Origin of the sequence: Leminorella grimontii (genome assembly GCF_039789245.1) — a bacterium.
GTDB lineage: Bacteria > Pseudomonadota > Gammaproteobacteria > Enterobacterales > Enterobacteriaceae > Leminorella > Leminorella grimontii.
The window spans coordinates 3583959-3596997 of sequence record NZ_CP146357.1; the positions used below are offsets into that span (position 1 = coordinate 3583959).

Annotated in this window: 12 protein-coding genes; 2 read left to right on the top strand and 10 right to left on the bottom strand. The window is 57.4% G+C overall.

From position 1 onward, the window contains the following. The first annotated feature begins 30 nt into the window (after positions 1 to 30). A complete protein-coding gene (locus V8L73_RS16630) occupies positions 31 to 546 on the top strand; it encodes a fimbrial protein (protein WP_347253503.1) in 516 nt (171 codons plus the stop codon). Positions 547 to 699: 153 nt separating this feature from the next. On the opposite strand, the gene V8L73_RS16635 is transcribed toward V8L73_RS16630, so the two are convergent. The 10 genes from V8L73_RS16635 to nnr form a co-directional block, all read right to left on the bottom strand. Then, positions 700 to 906 carry a type II toxin-antitoxin system HicB family antitoxin gene (locus tag V8L73_RS16635; protein WP_261831927.1) on the bottom strand — a complete coding sequence of 69 codons (207 nt, stop codon included), beginning with the start codon at positions 904 to 906 and terminating at the stop codon, positions 700 to 702. Between the two features lie 74 nt (positions 907 to 980). Next, positions 981 to 1985: a protease modulator HflC gene (hflC, locus tag V8L73_RS16640; protein ID WP_347253504.1), complete on the bottom strand. Its 1005-nt coding sequence runs from the start codon at positions 1983 to 1985 to the stop codon at positions 981 to 983. Positions 1986 to 1991: 6 nt separating this feature from the next. Next, positions 1992 to 3272 (bottom strand): FtsH protease activity modulator HflK, encoded by a 1281-nt coding sequence (gene hflK / locus V8L73_RS16645; protein ID WP_422655596.1) that lies wholly within the window; start codon positions 3270 to 3272, stop codon positions 1992 to 1994. A gap of 54 nt (positions 3273 to 3326) precedes the next feature. Next, positions 3327 to 4610 (bottom strand): ribosome rescue GTPase HflX, encoded by a 1284-nt coding sequence (gene hflX, locus V8L73_RS16650; protein WP_027276115.1) that lies wholly within the window; start codon positions 4608 to 4610, stop codon positions 3327 to 3329. Between the two features lie 35 nt (positions 4611 to 4645). Then, positions 4646 to 4939 (bottom strand): RNA chaperone Hfq, encoded by a 294-nt coding sequence (hfq, locus tag V8L73_RS16655; RefSeq protein ID WP_027276116.1) that lies wholly within the window; start codon positions 4937 to 4939, stop codon positions 4646 to 4648. 200 nt (positions 4940 to 5139) lie between these two features. Beyond that, positions 5140 to 6066: a tRNA (adenosine(37)-N6)-dimethylallyltransferase MiaA gene (gene miaA, locus V8L73_RS16660; protein ID WP_027276117.1), complete on the bottom strand. Its 927-nt coding sequence runs from the start codon at positions 6064 to 6066 to the stop codon at positions 5140 to 5142. Beyond that, the gene (gene mutL, locus V8L73_RS16665; RefSeq protein WP_347253505.1) at positions 6059 to 8002 is read right to left on the bottom strand and encodes a DNA mismatch repair endonuclease MutL; all 1944 of its coding nucleotides are present in this window, start codon (positions 8000 to 8002) and stop codon (positions 6059 to 6061) included. The genes miaA and mutL overlap by 8 nt, the downstream gene beginning before the upstream one ends. Positions 8003 to 8018: 16 nt before the next feature. Next, positions 8019 to 9551: an N-acetylmuramoyl-L-alanine amidase AmiB gene (gene amiB / locus V8L73_RS16670; RefSeq protein WP_347253506.1), complete on the bottom strand. Its 1533-nt coding sequence runs from the start codon at positions 9549 to 9551 to the stop codon at positions 8019 to 8021. 46 nt (positions 9552 to 9597) lie between these two features. Further along, positions 9598 to 10071: a tRNA (adenosine(37)-N6)-threonylcarbamoyltransferase complex ATPase subunit type 1 TsaE gene (gene tsaE / locus V8L73_RS16675; protein ID WP_027276119.1), complete on the bottom strand. Its 474-nt coding sequence runs from the start codon at positions 10069 to 10071 to the stop codon at positions 9598 to 9600. 48 nt (positions 10072 to 10119) lie between these two features. After that, a complete protein-coding gene (gene nnr, locus V8L73_RS16680) occupies positions 10120 to 11625 on the bottom strand; it encodes a bifunctional ADP-dependent NAD(P)H-hydrate dehydratase/NAD(P)H-hydrate epimerase (RefSeq protein WP_347253507.1) in 1506 nt (501 codons plus the stop codon). Here nnr and queG point away from each other — a divergent pair. After that, positions 11624 to 12763 carry a tRNA epoxyqueuosine(34) reductase QueG gene (gene queG / locus V8L73_RS16685; RefSeq protein WP_347253508.1) on the top strand — a complete coding sequence of 380 codons (1140 nt, stop codon included), beginning with the start codon at positions 11624 to 11626 and terminating at the stop codon, positions 12761 to 12763. The genes nnr and queG overlap by 2 nt on opposite strands. The last annotated feature ends 276 nt before the right edge of the window (positions 12764 to 13039 follow it).

Sequence of the window (13039 nt, forward strand, 5' to 3'; positions counted from 1 at the left end):
TTGCGTAACACATTCTACGTAAATTCGACCATGACGACTTTGAATGGATTTTTAGACGGTGCCGGTATAACAGTCGTTCCACCAGCCTGCCAGCTCAAAACCACTGATTATAACGTTTCCATGGGGCGCTGGGCCGCTGACGCCATTACCCACGTTGGCGCACCGGCCTATGGCGCGCAGATTCCCGTTAACCTCTCTCTGGAGTGCTCCGGTAAAACAAACCACGTCCGCTTCCGCTTTGAGGATACCGGCTCATCGCTTTCCGGCGACAACAACGTCAGCCTCTACGATACGGCCGGCGGGGACAAAATAGAGGGGCTGGAAATTGAGCTGCGCTATAACGGCACGAAGGTGAATGTGGACAACAGCACCCTTACGGATACCGGCAGCCACGGCTCGTTTGTCTCTTTTGATCCCGTATTTGATTCTTTCAGTACGGCCGCCTTCCAGGCCCGCTACGTGCAGAAAGCCGCCGTCACCCGGTCAGGGACGAATTACACGGGCCCGGTCACGGGCAAAGTAAATATGTACGTGATTTACGATTAGTGTCGATAGCGTAGATGCATCGTAACCGGTGTGTCACCAACTACCGCTCTTTAAAGCCCTCACTGTCTCCGGCTTAGCTGATATTTTCCGTATATAAAAAGAAAGCACTGACGATACGATCGTTTGGTGCTTTTTATATTGTCGGGATATCCGTTAAGCCACAAAACCATTAGGCCGTGTCCCGAAGGACTGGGCGCAATAAGCCAAATAATCGCCTACGGCCTCTTCAAACGCTTTGCGCAGGCTGGCAACATTATCAGCGTGAAAGCCAATGACATCCCTAATGCCTGCAACATGGCCAACGAGACATTGCCCCTCGTCGCTGTATTCAATTCTTGCGGCATAGCCCTTATATGTCATGGTGTTCCCTCCATAGCTTTCAACCGCCAACAAAAAGCCCGGCTTTCGCCGGGCTTCACGTCAAAACGATAGCCTTACGGCTTCACGTTCTCTGATGGAGACTTCATATAGCGGAAGAACTCGCTGTCAGGACGAAGTACCATCACGTCGTTACCGCTGCTGAAGCTCGTCTCATAGGCGCGCAGGCTGCGGATAAAGGCGTAGAAGTCAGGGTTCTGGCTAAAGCTATCGGCAAACAGCTTGGCGGCCTGAGCGTCGCCGTCACCGCGCAGGATACGAGCCTGACGCTCTGCCTCTGCGATGATCTTGGTGACGCGATAGTCGGCCAGTGCACGGATCTTTTCGGCCTCTTCCTGACCCTGAGAACGATGGCGGTGGGCTACCGCTTCACGCTCGGCGCGCATACGCTTGTAAATCGCATCGGAGACTTCCGCCGGCAGGTTGATTTGCTTAATCCGCACGTCGATAACTTCAATGCCCAACTCGGCCATACTGTTGGCGTTCACCAGCGGCAGCTTGTTGTCCGCAGGCAGAGCGCCCGTTTCTGGCACAGCCGGTGTGGCAGGAGCCTCAGCCGCAGGCACTTCGGATGATTTGTCCTGATAGCCCTTGTTCAGAGCGTTCAGCACGTCCTGCATCAGCTGCCCGCGGGAGTCGGTCACCAGATCTTTGATATCGCGCTGGCCGATGCCGGAACGCAGGCGGTCGTTCAGCTTGCTGCGCAGAATGCGCTCGGCGTTAGCCTGGTTACCGTCGCCCGTCGCCAGATAGTAGCGGCTGAAGTCGGTGATACGCCACTTGACGTACGAGTCGACCATCACGTCTTTGGTTTCTTTGGTCACGAAGCGGTCAGCTTCGTTGTTCATCGTCTGGATGCGAGCATCCAACACTTTTACCGTATCAATCATCGGCATCTTGAAGTGCAGGCCCGGCTCATAAACTTTCGGGTTATCCTGCGCATCGCGCAGAACCTTGCCAAAGCGCAGCACGATGCCGCGGTTGCCTTCCTGTACGACGAACAGCGACGTAAATACACCGATGACGACAATGACGACTAAAGGAATAAATAGTTTACGCATCAGTGATTAACCTCTTCCTAAGCCCAGGGATTCAAGACGTTCTCTGTACGCATCGGCACGCTCTTGCGTGACTTTGTTTTCAGAAGACAGGCCTGAACTTCTTTGCGTTTGAGGCCTTGCGGTAGTTGACGTTGACGGTGCGGCAGGCGCAGCCGCATTCGTCGGCGCTGCCTCCGCCTGAGGCGTCGCAGCGGCCGGGGCCGCGCTGGCCTTACCGCGGAGCATCTGATCCAGCGGCAGCACCATCAGGTTGTTGCTCTTGTCGTCCACCAGCACCTTGTTGGTTTTACCCAACACTTTTTCCATAGTTTCAATGTACAGACGCTCGCGGGTAATTTCCGGCGCGGCCTTGTATTCCGGCAGCAGCTTGGCGAAGCGGGCTATTTCACCCTCGGCTTCCAGCACAACCCGCGCCTGATAGGCTTTGGCGTCTTCAATCATGCGCTGAGCGTTACCGTTGGCGATCGGCAGCGCGCCGTTCGCGTAGGCGTCCGCTTCGCGGATGTAGCGCTGTTCGTCTTCCCGAGCGTTGATAACGTCATCGAACGCCGCTTTGACTTCTTCCGGCGGACGCGCCGCCTGGAAGTTTACGTCCAGCACTTTCAGTCCCATATCATAGATCTGAATGGTTTTTTCAAGCTCTTGCTTGGTGTCGTCGCGCACAATGGTACGGCCCTGGGTCAGGATGCGGTCCATGGTGTATTTGCCGATAACCGAGCGCAGGGCGCTGTCGGTCGCCTGACTCAGGCTGTTATCGGCATCGGTAACGCGATACAGGAACTTGATGGGATCCGCCACCTGATACTGCACGTTCATTTCTGCGCGCACGACGTTTTCATCGGCGGTCAGCATGCTGCCGGAAGCCGACAGGCCGCGCACCGCCTTGGTGTTCACCGGGCGAACCGCGTCAATAAAGGTCGGCTTCCAGTTCAGGCCCGGCCCAACCATCGTCGGCTGCACCTGGCCAAAGCGGGTGATAACCCCCAGCTCGCCCTCTTTAATGGTGTAAAAACCGCTTGCCGCCCAGATAACCACCAAGACGCCCGCGATAATGCCGATAAGGCGGCCTCCCATAGGGGAAGGCATGCCGCCCCCAGCACTACCGCCGCCGCTGCCGGCTTTACCCAGCAGGCTGCTTAACTTACTAAAAATATTATCGAGATTCAGCGACTGCTGACCACGACCTTTATTCGGTCCACCGTTGTTGTTTCCACCGGGGTTGCTGTTATTGCCGCTTCCCCATGGATCGCGGTCCTGGCCATTATTACCGGGCTGATTCCACGCCATGTTTTAGCTCCACTCGTTTACCATTGTTCTATCGGGCACAATAGTTTTACAGATCTACCGAACGATATACCGTTCAAGCGCCTGTTCTTGTTTACAGAGGCGACGCCAATCTGCGATCGGCATCCTAATTACCAAACCGATGCTCCCATCCTCTTCAGTCCACTCTTTGAGAATCGACTGAAGCTGATAAAAACGGCTGCGCAGGCGACCTTCCTGAACGGGTAGTTTCAGGGTGTACTGCGCAATCTCACCGGAAAGACGTTCCGTCAATGCGCGGAACAATAAATCGATCCCAGCCCCGGTCTCGGCGGAAAGCCAAACCCGAACGGGAACGTTGTTCTCGTCCCTATCAATACGCGGAGCAAAATCCTCCAGCCTATCGATCTTGTTCATCACCAGCAGCACCGGGATCTCATCGGCCTCGATTTCAGCCAACACGTCGGTCACTGCGGCAATATTGTCGCTTATTCGCGCATCGGCGGCATCCACTACGTGAAGCAGCAGAGAAGCCTGACGCGTTTCCTGAAGCGTCGCCTTAAACGCCGCCACCAGGTCATGGGGCAAATGGCGAATAAAGCCTACGGTGTCAGCCAGTACGGTGGCACCGACGTCTTCCACCTCGATACGCCGAAGCGTAGGATCGAGCGTGGCGAACAGCCTGTCGTCAGCATAGACGCCAGCCGTTGTTATTTGGTTGAAAAGCGTTGATTTACCGGCGTTGGTATAGCCTACCAGCGACACGGTCGGGATCTCCGCCCGCACGCGGGCTCGGCGCCCCTGCTCGCGCTGCTTTTCAACCTTTTCAAGCCGGGAAAGGATCTGCTTGATTCTTTCCCGCAGCAGGCGGCGGTCCGTTTCCAACTGCGTTTCACCCGGTCCTCGCAGACCGATCCCGCCCTTCTGACGCTCAAGGTGGGTCCAGCCTCGTACCAGACGCGTCGCCAGATGCCGCAGCTGCGCAAGCTCAACCTGCAGCTTACCCTCGTGCGTTCTGGCCCTTTGAGCGAAGATATCGAGTATCAGCCCCGTTCGGTCAATAACCCGGCACTGACAGAGGCGCTCAAGGTTTCGCTCCTGTGCGGGCGTGAGCGAATGGTTAAACAGCACGACGGACGCTTCGGTCGCGCTAACGGCCTGCGCGATTTCCTCAGCTTTGCCTTCGCCCACGAAATACTTGGCCTGAGGCGCTTTGCGGCTGCCGGTCACGACCTGCAGCGTTTCTACGCCGGCGGAAGAAACCAGAGATTCAAACTCCCTGAGATCTTCCGCCTCTTTTTCCTGAGAGAAGTCGATATGCACCAGAACGGCCTGCTCTCCCGCATCGTACCGTTCAAACAATCGCGCGACTCCTCAAAGAAAGGCCAGCTCGTCGATTACTCAGAGGCATCGTCATCCTGCTGCGACTGGGCTCCGCCCTGATAATTTCCCACGTTGCCGCCGCCGGCGGAATTGTTGTGGTGAGAAACGGGACGAGAAGGCACGACGGTAGAAATCGCGTGCTTATACACCATCTGACTAACCGTGTTCTTTAACAGAATCACGAACTGGTCGAAGGACTCAATTTGCCCTTGCAGCTTGATGCCGTTGACCAGATAAATAGAAACCGGAACGCGTTCACGGCGGAGTGCGTTCAAAAACGGGTCTTGTAAAGATTGCCCTTTAGCCATTCTTCTTTTCCTTATATTTGCTGTCTGTTACCAAGAGCCAACGGCTCTAAAATAAACTTCATACACCCGCCATACTTCAAATTACAGGCATACCGCCTGCGGTTTGAACCATTTAGAGTATAAAATTCAATCACACGAACAATCGGTCATTCAGTACTTAAAAAACAGACGTACACTGTTAATTGTACACAATCATAAGCCTATAGCCTAATGGCGCGTGTAACTCTTTCAAACGCCTCGTCGGGCTGCTCGCTGTCGAGCCATTCAACGTCCGGCCATCCTCGCAGCCACGTCATTTGCCGTTTGGCAAGCTGACGAGTTGCGCAAATACCGCGATAAATCGCCTCTTCCCTGTCGATTTCGCCCAGCAGGTACATCCACATCTGTCGATATCCTACGCAGCGGATAGAAGGCAGGTCCGGATGCAGATCGCCGCGCGCCATCAGTCGTCGAACTTCCTCTTCAAACCCCGCCGACATCATTTGATGAAAGCGAGCCTCGATGCGCTGATGCAAAAGTTCGCGTGAAGCGGGCGCTATAGCAAACTGGTGTACACGATACGGCAGCGTTTCACCAGCTATTTGTGTCAATTCTGTTAAAGTTTTACCCGAAATGTAAAAAACTTCCAACGCTCGGCTCAATCTTTGTGGATCATTTTGATGAATTCTTGCTGCCGCCGTCGGATCTATCTCTTTTAAACGCTGGTGAAGCGCCGCCCAGCCTAACTCTACCGCCTCTGACTCAATGCGCGCCCGTACGATTGGATCCGCAGACGGCAAAGGGGAAAGCCCTTCCAGCAGCGCCTTGTAATAAAGCATCGTCCCGCCGACCAGCAGAGGAATGCGCCCGGCGTCAACAATCTCCGCCATTTCCCTTAAGGCATCGCGGCGAAAGTCCGCCGCCGAATAGCTCTCGGACGGGTCGAGAATGTCAATCAGCCGGTGTGGCGTCTCACAAAGCTCCTGCTGCGTCGGCTTTGCCGTGCCGATATCCATTTTGCGGTAAATCAGCGCGGAATCAACGCTAATCACCTCTACGGGCAGATGCTTATACAGCCGTGCCGCCAGCGCCGTTTTGCCGGACGCCGTCGGTCCCATAAGAAAAATGGCAAGAGGTTTATTATTCATGTTGCAGCGCGGCCAGAGGCCCCTTCAGGTCAATAGGCTGTAAAACGTCGGCCGCCGGTTTCCCTACGCTCTGCGGACAGAGCCGCTCGACGTCCGCCAGCAGTTGGATGGCCTGCGACTGCGTCCACTGGGTAGTTTCGCTGCTCAAGCGCCCCGCCAGCCAGTCGGCCAGACGCGCTTCGTCTACGGAATCATCGCTGCCTAAATAAGACAGCAGCGCAGGCAACAGCTGCTGAAGGTTCTGCTGCCTTAACGGCAGCGGCACGCCCTGAACCTGCACCTTTTGGCGCTCAACGGAGAGCTGAATGCCGAAATGCTGCAACAGTGCGGCATAGCGCGTTAAGCAAGCCTTATCTTTCTCCCCCAGCGTCAACGACAGGGGAATAAGCAAAGGCTGTGGCTTCAAACCGTCTGCTGAAGGCATCAGCTGCGCCCGGCGCAGGCAGCGCTCCGCCGCGGGCAGAGACAGCAGGGCCAGCCCGGCCCCGCGTTCGACGATGGCGTAAACGTCCTGCCAAATGGCCAGCACCCGTCCCAGGCTTTGAGGCGAGCTTTTATCCAACAGCGAAGGAGGAACGGGAGACGGCGACTTGGGGCGTTCGGGAAACAGCGGCGCCTTCACGGCAGGCGGCTCCTGCGCGACCGTTTCAAACGCAGGCCGCGCATCGGCGCTGCGCTCTTCGGTCGACAGCAGTCGACGGTACGCTTCGTTTTCCCGCGCGATGACGGTGGGAGAACGATGCTCAGGATTCGGATATGCCCCCGCTGAACGGCCACCGATGCCAGCGCTTTTACCCGTAGCCGGTTCGGCCGGGCGGTTATAGCGATTTTCTCCCGCTGAAGGGCGGTTTTCCGGCTTCCACTCTCCCGCTGGTGCGCTCGGTTCTTCCGCTCGGTTCTGCGTAACGCCGACGGCGGTCAAAGGCAGCGAAGGCGCACCGGCCTGCTGCAGCACGGTCACCACCGCCTGATAAACAAAGTCGTGCACCAGCCGCGACTGGTGGAACCGAACCTCATGCTTGGCCGGGTGAACGTTGACGTCCACCTGATGAGGGTCGACCGTAAGGAAAAGCACGTAGGCGGGCTGCCCGTCGTCGGCCAGAAGGGTCTGATAGGCTTGGCGAATGGCGTGATTAAGCAGGCGATCGCGCATCATACGCCCGTTAACGTAGCAGTACTGCATGTCGGTGATTTGACTGGCGCCCGAAGGATCGACCACCCAGCCGTCGATGCTTAAATCGCCGTGCTGCCAGGATACCGTCAGCGCGTGCTGTAAGAAAACGCTGCCGCAGATGCTGCCCAAGCGCCGCTCTCTGGGTTCGTTCTCTTTGATCCCTCGGTACTGGCGCACCGGCTTGCCGTTGTGATTCAGGTTGACCGTAACGTCAAAACGCGCCAGCGCTATGCGGCGGAGAACCTCATCAATGTGGCCGAACTCCGTCTTTTCAGTGCGCAGGAACTTGCGGCGCGCCGGGGTATTGTAAAACAGGTCAAGCACCTCCAGCGTGGTGCCGACGGGGTGCGCCGCGGGCTTGAGGCTGACGGCCATCTCGCGCCCTTCGGCGTAGGCCTGCCACGCCTCGCTCTGCTCCACCGTGCGGGAGGTCAGCGTCAGGCGAGAGACCGAGCTAATGCTGGCCAGCGCTTCGCCGCGAAAGCCCAGGCTTACGATGGCCTCCAGATCGTCCAGCGTCGCAATTTTACTGGTCGCATGGCGCGCTAAAGCCAGAGCAAGCTCGTCTTTGGCTATGCCGCAGCCGTTATCACGAATGCGGATAAGCTTGGCGCCGCCTTTTTCAATATCGATGTCGATTCGAGTCGCGCCGGCGTCCAGACTGTTTTCCACCAGCTCTTTTACGACCGACGCAGGCCGCTCCACCACCTCTCCGGCAGCGATTTGGTTGGCTAACTGCGGCGGCAGCACCTGAATCGGCATACAAACTCCTGTTTAGTTACGTACGATCGGTTATGGGGGCGGCGGCCGGTACTTTCAAGCGCTGCCCAACCCAAATGCCTTCTTTTTTCAATGCGTTTAACTCGATCAGCGTTTTCATCGGCACGCCGTAACGCTCCGCCAGCTGAGACAGCGTCTCACCACGCTTGACGACGTGAACCTTATGTTCGCCCGCCGCTTTTCCAACTGCGGCTTTTGCCGAAGGGCTTCCCGTACTCGCGCCGGACGCCTTATCGGTTTTCCCCGCGGGCGCCGCGGAATCTAACGGGTGAGAGACAAAATAGCTACGAACGCCCTTGTAGATAGCGTCCGCCAGCTTGTTTTGAAACTCGGCGCTGCCCAGCAGGCGCTCTTCGCCGGTATTCGAGATAAAGCCCGTTTCAATCAGCAGCGAGGGGATGTCCGGCGAGCGCAAAACGCCCAGGCTTGCGTGCTCCGGCGTACGCTTGTGCAACGCGCCGATGCGCCTCATCTCGGAAAGCACTTTAACCGCCACGTCATAACCCACGCGCTGCGAATGGCCGAACTGCAGATCCAGCACCGCTTCGCTCAGATAGGGGTTGGACTCGCTGTTCGCCAGCACGTCGCCCGCGCCGCCCAGCAGTTCGGACTGCTTCTCATGCTGCTCCAGCCAGCGCCCCATTTCCGTGCTGGCGCGGCGGTTGGACAGCACCCACACCGATGCGCCGGTGGCGCTGCGGTTCGGCGCGGCGTCTGCGTGAATGGAGACCAGCAGGTTGGCGTTTTTATTTCTCGCCACGTCGGAACGCCCCATGACGGAGATGAAGTAGTCGCCGTCGCGCGTCAGTACGGCCTTAAAGTCGGGATCTTTATCAAACAACGCCTTGAGCCTGCGAGCCACCGAGAGCGTGACCGTTTTCTCCTGCAGTCCATTAAGGCCTACCGCGCCGGAATCTTTACCACCGTGTCCAGCATCAATGGCAATCACCACTTGAGAACCGCCGGTTCGCTTGGCTGACGTAACGCGCGGCGCGGCGGTCTCAGTCGCCGCTGCATGAACGGACGGCGCCGACGCCTCAAACGGGTTCTTGCCGCCGGTCGCCCCGGATTTTTTCACCGAGCCTGACGCGCTCTGACCGGTATTTTTGGCATTTGCCGCATTCTTTGCGCCAGTTTGTCCGTCGGCCTGAAGGGTAAACACCACCTGATGTTGATTTCCCTGCTTGCGGGTGTTGGCCTTTACCGTCGCGCTCTGCTTGAGCTCGAACACCAGTTGGATGCTGTCGGCATCCCTCGGCGTGCCTGACGCAATGCGGTTAACGAGATTCTGCCCGCTGAACTTCAGCGGCAGCCCCTGCACCGCACGCCCGCTCTGTCTGACATCAATCACGACGCGAGGAGGACTTTTTTGGCTTGAAAACGCATAAACGGGCTGGCTGTCAAAGGCCAGCGTGACCTTCGCCTCTTTCGCGCTGTTGTTTACCTGCACGTCAATCAGCGATGCGGCCAACGCAGGCCCGGCCAACAGCAGCCAGAACAGCGCGCTTAAGGTTATCCAGATTCTTCTCATTTTCCGACGTTCCCTGTGATTGCCGTACGCAATGTCGCTCATGACGCTATTCATGCCATGCCTGCGCCAGGCGAGTAAGCATCGCTTCGCCCCGTTCGCTTCCCGCCGACAGCGTGACGCGACGCCCTTCCCCCTCATAGCTGAAGGCAAGCGCAACGTCCGCGCCGGAAAAGACGCCTTCGCCTTTTTCAGGCCACTCAACCAGGCACAGGCTGTCGTCCTGGAAGTAATCGCGTATGCCCATAAACTCCAGCTCTTCCGGCGAAGCCAGGCGATACAGGTCAAAATGGTAAACGTTAACGTCGCCGAGCCGATAGGGCTCAACGATGGTATAGGTTGGGCTTTTCACGTTGCCCTGATGGCCCAGCGCGCGCAGAAAGCCGCGGCTGAAGGTCGTTTTCCCCGCCCCCAAATCGCCGGACAGATAAAATACGCCCGCGCGTCCGCACGCGTTTGCAAGCGCCGCACCAAGCGCGACGGTTGCGGCCTCATCGGCCAGTTCGAGTACCAGTTCTTTCATTACGTCTCTTCGGTTACGCTTCTTTCTATTACGTTCGATGGTTAATTTTTATAATGGGTTGACCAGCTTAGGAATTTCTGACAGCAGATCGGTGGCGATGGTTCCCCGCTGCCCCTGTTTTCTGGCAATCCCATCTCCTGCCGCGCCGTGGATAACCGCGCCCGCGCAGGCCGCGTCAAACGGCGTAAGCCCCTGCCCTAGCAGGCTGGCGATAATGCCGGTTAAAAGGTCGCCCATGCCGCCGGAAGCCATACCGGCGTTGCCGACGTCGGCAATCGCGACTCTGCCCTCGCCGTCGGCAATAACGGTGCCAGCCCCTTTCAATACCGCCACACCGCCAAAGCGCTCCACCAGTCGGCAAGCGGCTTTGATGCGATCGCTCTCCACGCTTTCAACGTTACACTGCAAGAGTCTGGCCGCTTCTCCCGGATGGGGCGTGATGACCCGCCGCGCCTGGACATTCGGATTGATGGCCAGCAGGTTTAAAGCATCTGCGTCCCAAACCGCTATCTTATCATCAGCGGAGATCCGCTCCAACGCTTCCTGCGCCCACGGCGACTGCCCTAATCCCGGCCCAACAGCAACCACGTTCGCCCAGGTCAGGCCTTCAATCAGGCTTTTTTCATCAAGCGCCTGCGCCATCAGCTCCGGCCGGGCCGACAGAATCGGCGCGACGTGCTGCCTTCGAGTTAACACTTTAACCAGCCCCGCGCCGGTACGAAGCGCCGCTTCGCCCGCCATTCGCACCGCGCCGCCCATGCCTGCGTCGCCGCCAACCACCAGCAGCCGACCGTGCTCGCCCTTATGGGAACAGGGGCGGCGCGGCGTTAGCCAGCGGGCGATGCTTTCTGCCGTAAGGCGCTCAATTTGCGGCTTTTGCTGTGAAAGCCAGCCCGATATCCCCAGCGAAGCATAGTGCAGTTCGCCGACGAAGTCTCGCGCCCGCCCGGTCAAAAGCCCGGATTTAAGCGCCACGAACGTCAGGGTGTGCCGCGCACAAATCGTATCCCCTGCCGCATCCCCGGTATCGGCATTCAGCCCTGAGGGAATGTCTAATGAAATGATAGGCGCAGCGCTCGCGTTTGCCGCACGAATTAGGGAAGCATAGGGCTCCTTCGGCTCGCCCTGAACGCCGGTACCCAGCAACCCGTCGACGATCAGGTCGCACTGCGAGGGCCACGCCCCGTCATAGGAAAGAACTTGTCCGTAATTGTTTACCCAGTGCTCTCTGGCGCGCTTCGCCTCATCCGGCAAACGCTGTTCGGGGCCTCCGCCGATAACCGTCACCTCCATGCCGTATTGCCGAGCAAAGCGCGCAACGACGTAGGCATCGCCGCCGTTATTGCCGTGGCCGCAGAGAACCAGCCAGCGGCGGGCGTCGGGGTAAAGCCTGCGGCATAGCCCAAACGCGGCTTCTCCCGCATTTTCCATCAGTTGATAAAGCGAAAGGCCGTGATAGCGTGCGCCCACTTTCTCATTTTCCCGCACCCATTCGGCGCTGAAAACAGAATGTGGTAGACTTATTCCGTGTCGTTTTTGCTGATGGTCTGTCATGTCACTCCCTCTCGATTTCAATCAATTAGCCCAACATATCAAGCAATGGGGGCAAGAACTAGGCTTTCAGCAGGTCGGGATCTCCGATACCGATCTCCGCGCCGAAGAGCCGAAGCTACAGGCGTGGCTCGACAACCAGTACCACGGCGATATGTCGTGGATGGCGCGTTACGGCATGCTGCGTGCGCGCCCGCACGAACTGCAGCCCGGCACGCTTCGCGTTATCAGCGTGCGAATGAACTATTTACCCTCTGACGCCGCCTTCGCCAGTTCGCTCGATAATCCCGAGGAAGGCTATATCAGCAGATATGCGCTGGGCCGCGACTATCATAAAGTATTACGCCAGCGCTTAAAAAAGCTGGGTGAAAAAATTCAGCAGCACTGCGGCGAGCTTAGCTTTCGTCCCTTTGTCGACTCCGCGCCGATCCTTGAGCGTCCGCTGGCGGCCAAGGCTGGCCTGGGTTGGACAGGTAAGCACTCACTCATCATTAACCGCAGCCAGGGCTCTTGGTTCTTCTTGGGCGAGCTGCTGGTTGATATTCCTCTGCCCGTTGACATTCCGGTTGAAGAAGGGTGTGGCCGCTGCGTCGCGTGTATGACGCTCTGCCCGACCGGCGCCATCGTTGAGCCCTACGTCGTCGACGCCCGCCGCTGCATCTCCTACCTGACCATTGAACATGAGGGCGCGATTCCACTGGAACTGCGGCCGCTGATGGGCAACCGCATTTACGGCTGCGACGACTGCCAGCTGGCGTGCCCGTGGAACCGCTTTGCCCCTTTGACCGACGAAGCGGACTTTTATCCTAAAGCCGCGCTATACCGAACGCCGCTGCTCAAGCTTTACGCCTGGGACGAAGCCGAGTTTTTAGCCCAAACGGAAGGCTCCCCCATTCGGCGCATTGGCTATTTTCGCTGGCTGAGAAACATAACGGTGGCCTTGGGCAACGCCCCTTACCGCGAGGAGATCGTGGCAGCCTTGCGCGGACGTAAAGGGCTTTTTCCTCTGTTGGATGAGCATATAGGCTGGGCTCTCGAACAACAGGCAAAACGCACGGACGGGCAACCCGTTGAAATTAAAACGTCCAAACGGATGCGCCTTATTCGTTCTATCGAAAAAGGCTTACCTCGCGATGCCTGACAGTAGATTATGTACTGAAGGCGCTAAACGGCAGGATATTTTTCGCTCACCTTCGCGCTGTGCATAAAAAAATAGAAGGCGGCCGTTATCCCCACCTCAAAAAACCATAAAAATTATAGGCTTTCTTTTCTGCTATTAAAAATAGTTTATTTTTCAAATAATAAAATAGTGTCATCAATCTAACTATTGGAAAGCGCGTTTTCCCATCAAAACGACCAAGCTGTGGATAAGTCTGTTGATAGCATGATGAAAATAGACGCGACGCCGGTCTCTCCA

Excerpts from the sequence above, each read along its gene's own strand:
- V8L73_RS16630 (WP_347253503.1), top strand. The coding sequence starts at position 31 with ATGACGACTTTGAATGGATTTTTAGACGGTGCCGGTATAACAGTCGTT.
- V8L73_RS16635 (WP_261831927.1), bottom strand. The coding sequence starts at position 906 with ATGACATATAAGGGCTATGCCGCAAGAATTGAATACAGCGACGAGGGG.
- hflC (WP_347253504.1), bottom strand. The coding sequence starts at position 1,985 with ATGCGTAAACTATTTATTCCTTTAGTCGTCATTGTCGTCATCGGTGTA.
- hflK (WP_422655596.1), bottom strand. The coding sequence starts at position 3,272 with ATGGCGTGGAATCAGCCCGGTAATAATGGCCAGGACCGCGATCCATGG.
- hfq (WP_027276116.1), bottom strand. The coding sequence starts at position 4,939 with ATGGCTAAAGGGCAATCTTTACAAGACCCGTTTTTGAACGCACTCCGC.
- miaA (WP_027276117.1), bottom strand. The coding sequence starts at position 6,066 with ATGAATAATAAACCTCTTGCCATTTTTCTTATGGGACCGACGGCGTCC.
- mutL (WP_347253505.1), bottom strand. The coding sequence starts at position 8,002 with ATGCCGATTCAGGTGCTGCCGCCGCAGTTAGCCAACCAAATCGCTGCC.
- amiB (WP_347253506.1), bottom strand. The coding sequence starts at position 9,551 with ATGAGAAGAATCTGGATAACCTTAAGCGCGCTGTTCTGGCTGCTGTTG.
- tsaE (WP_027276119.1), bottom strand. The coding sequence starts at position 10,071 with ATGAAAGAACTGGTACTCGAACTGGCCGATGAGGCCGCAACCGTCGCG.
- queG (WP_347253508.1), top strand. The coding sequence starts at position 11,624 with ATGTCACTCCCTCTCGATTTCAATCAATTAGCCCAACATATCAAGCAA.
- nnr (WP_347253507.1), bottom strand. The coding sequence starts at position 11,625 with ATGACAGACCATCAGCAAAAACGACACGGAATAAGTCTACCACATTCT.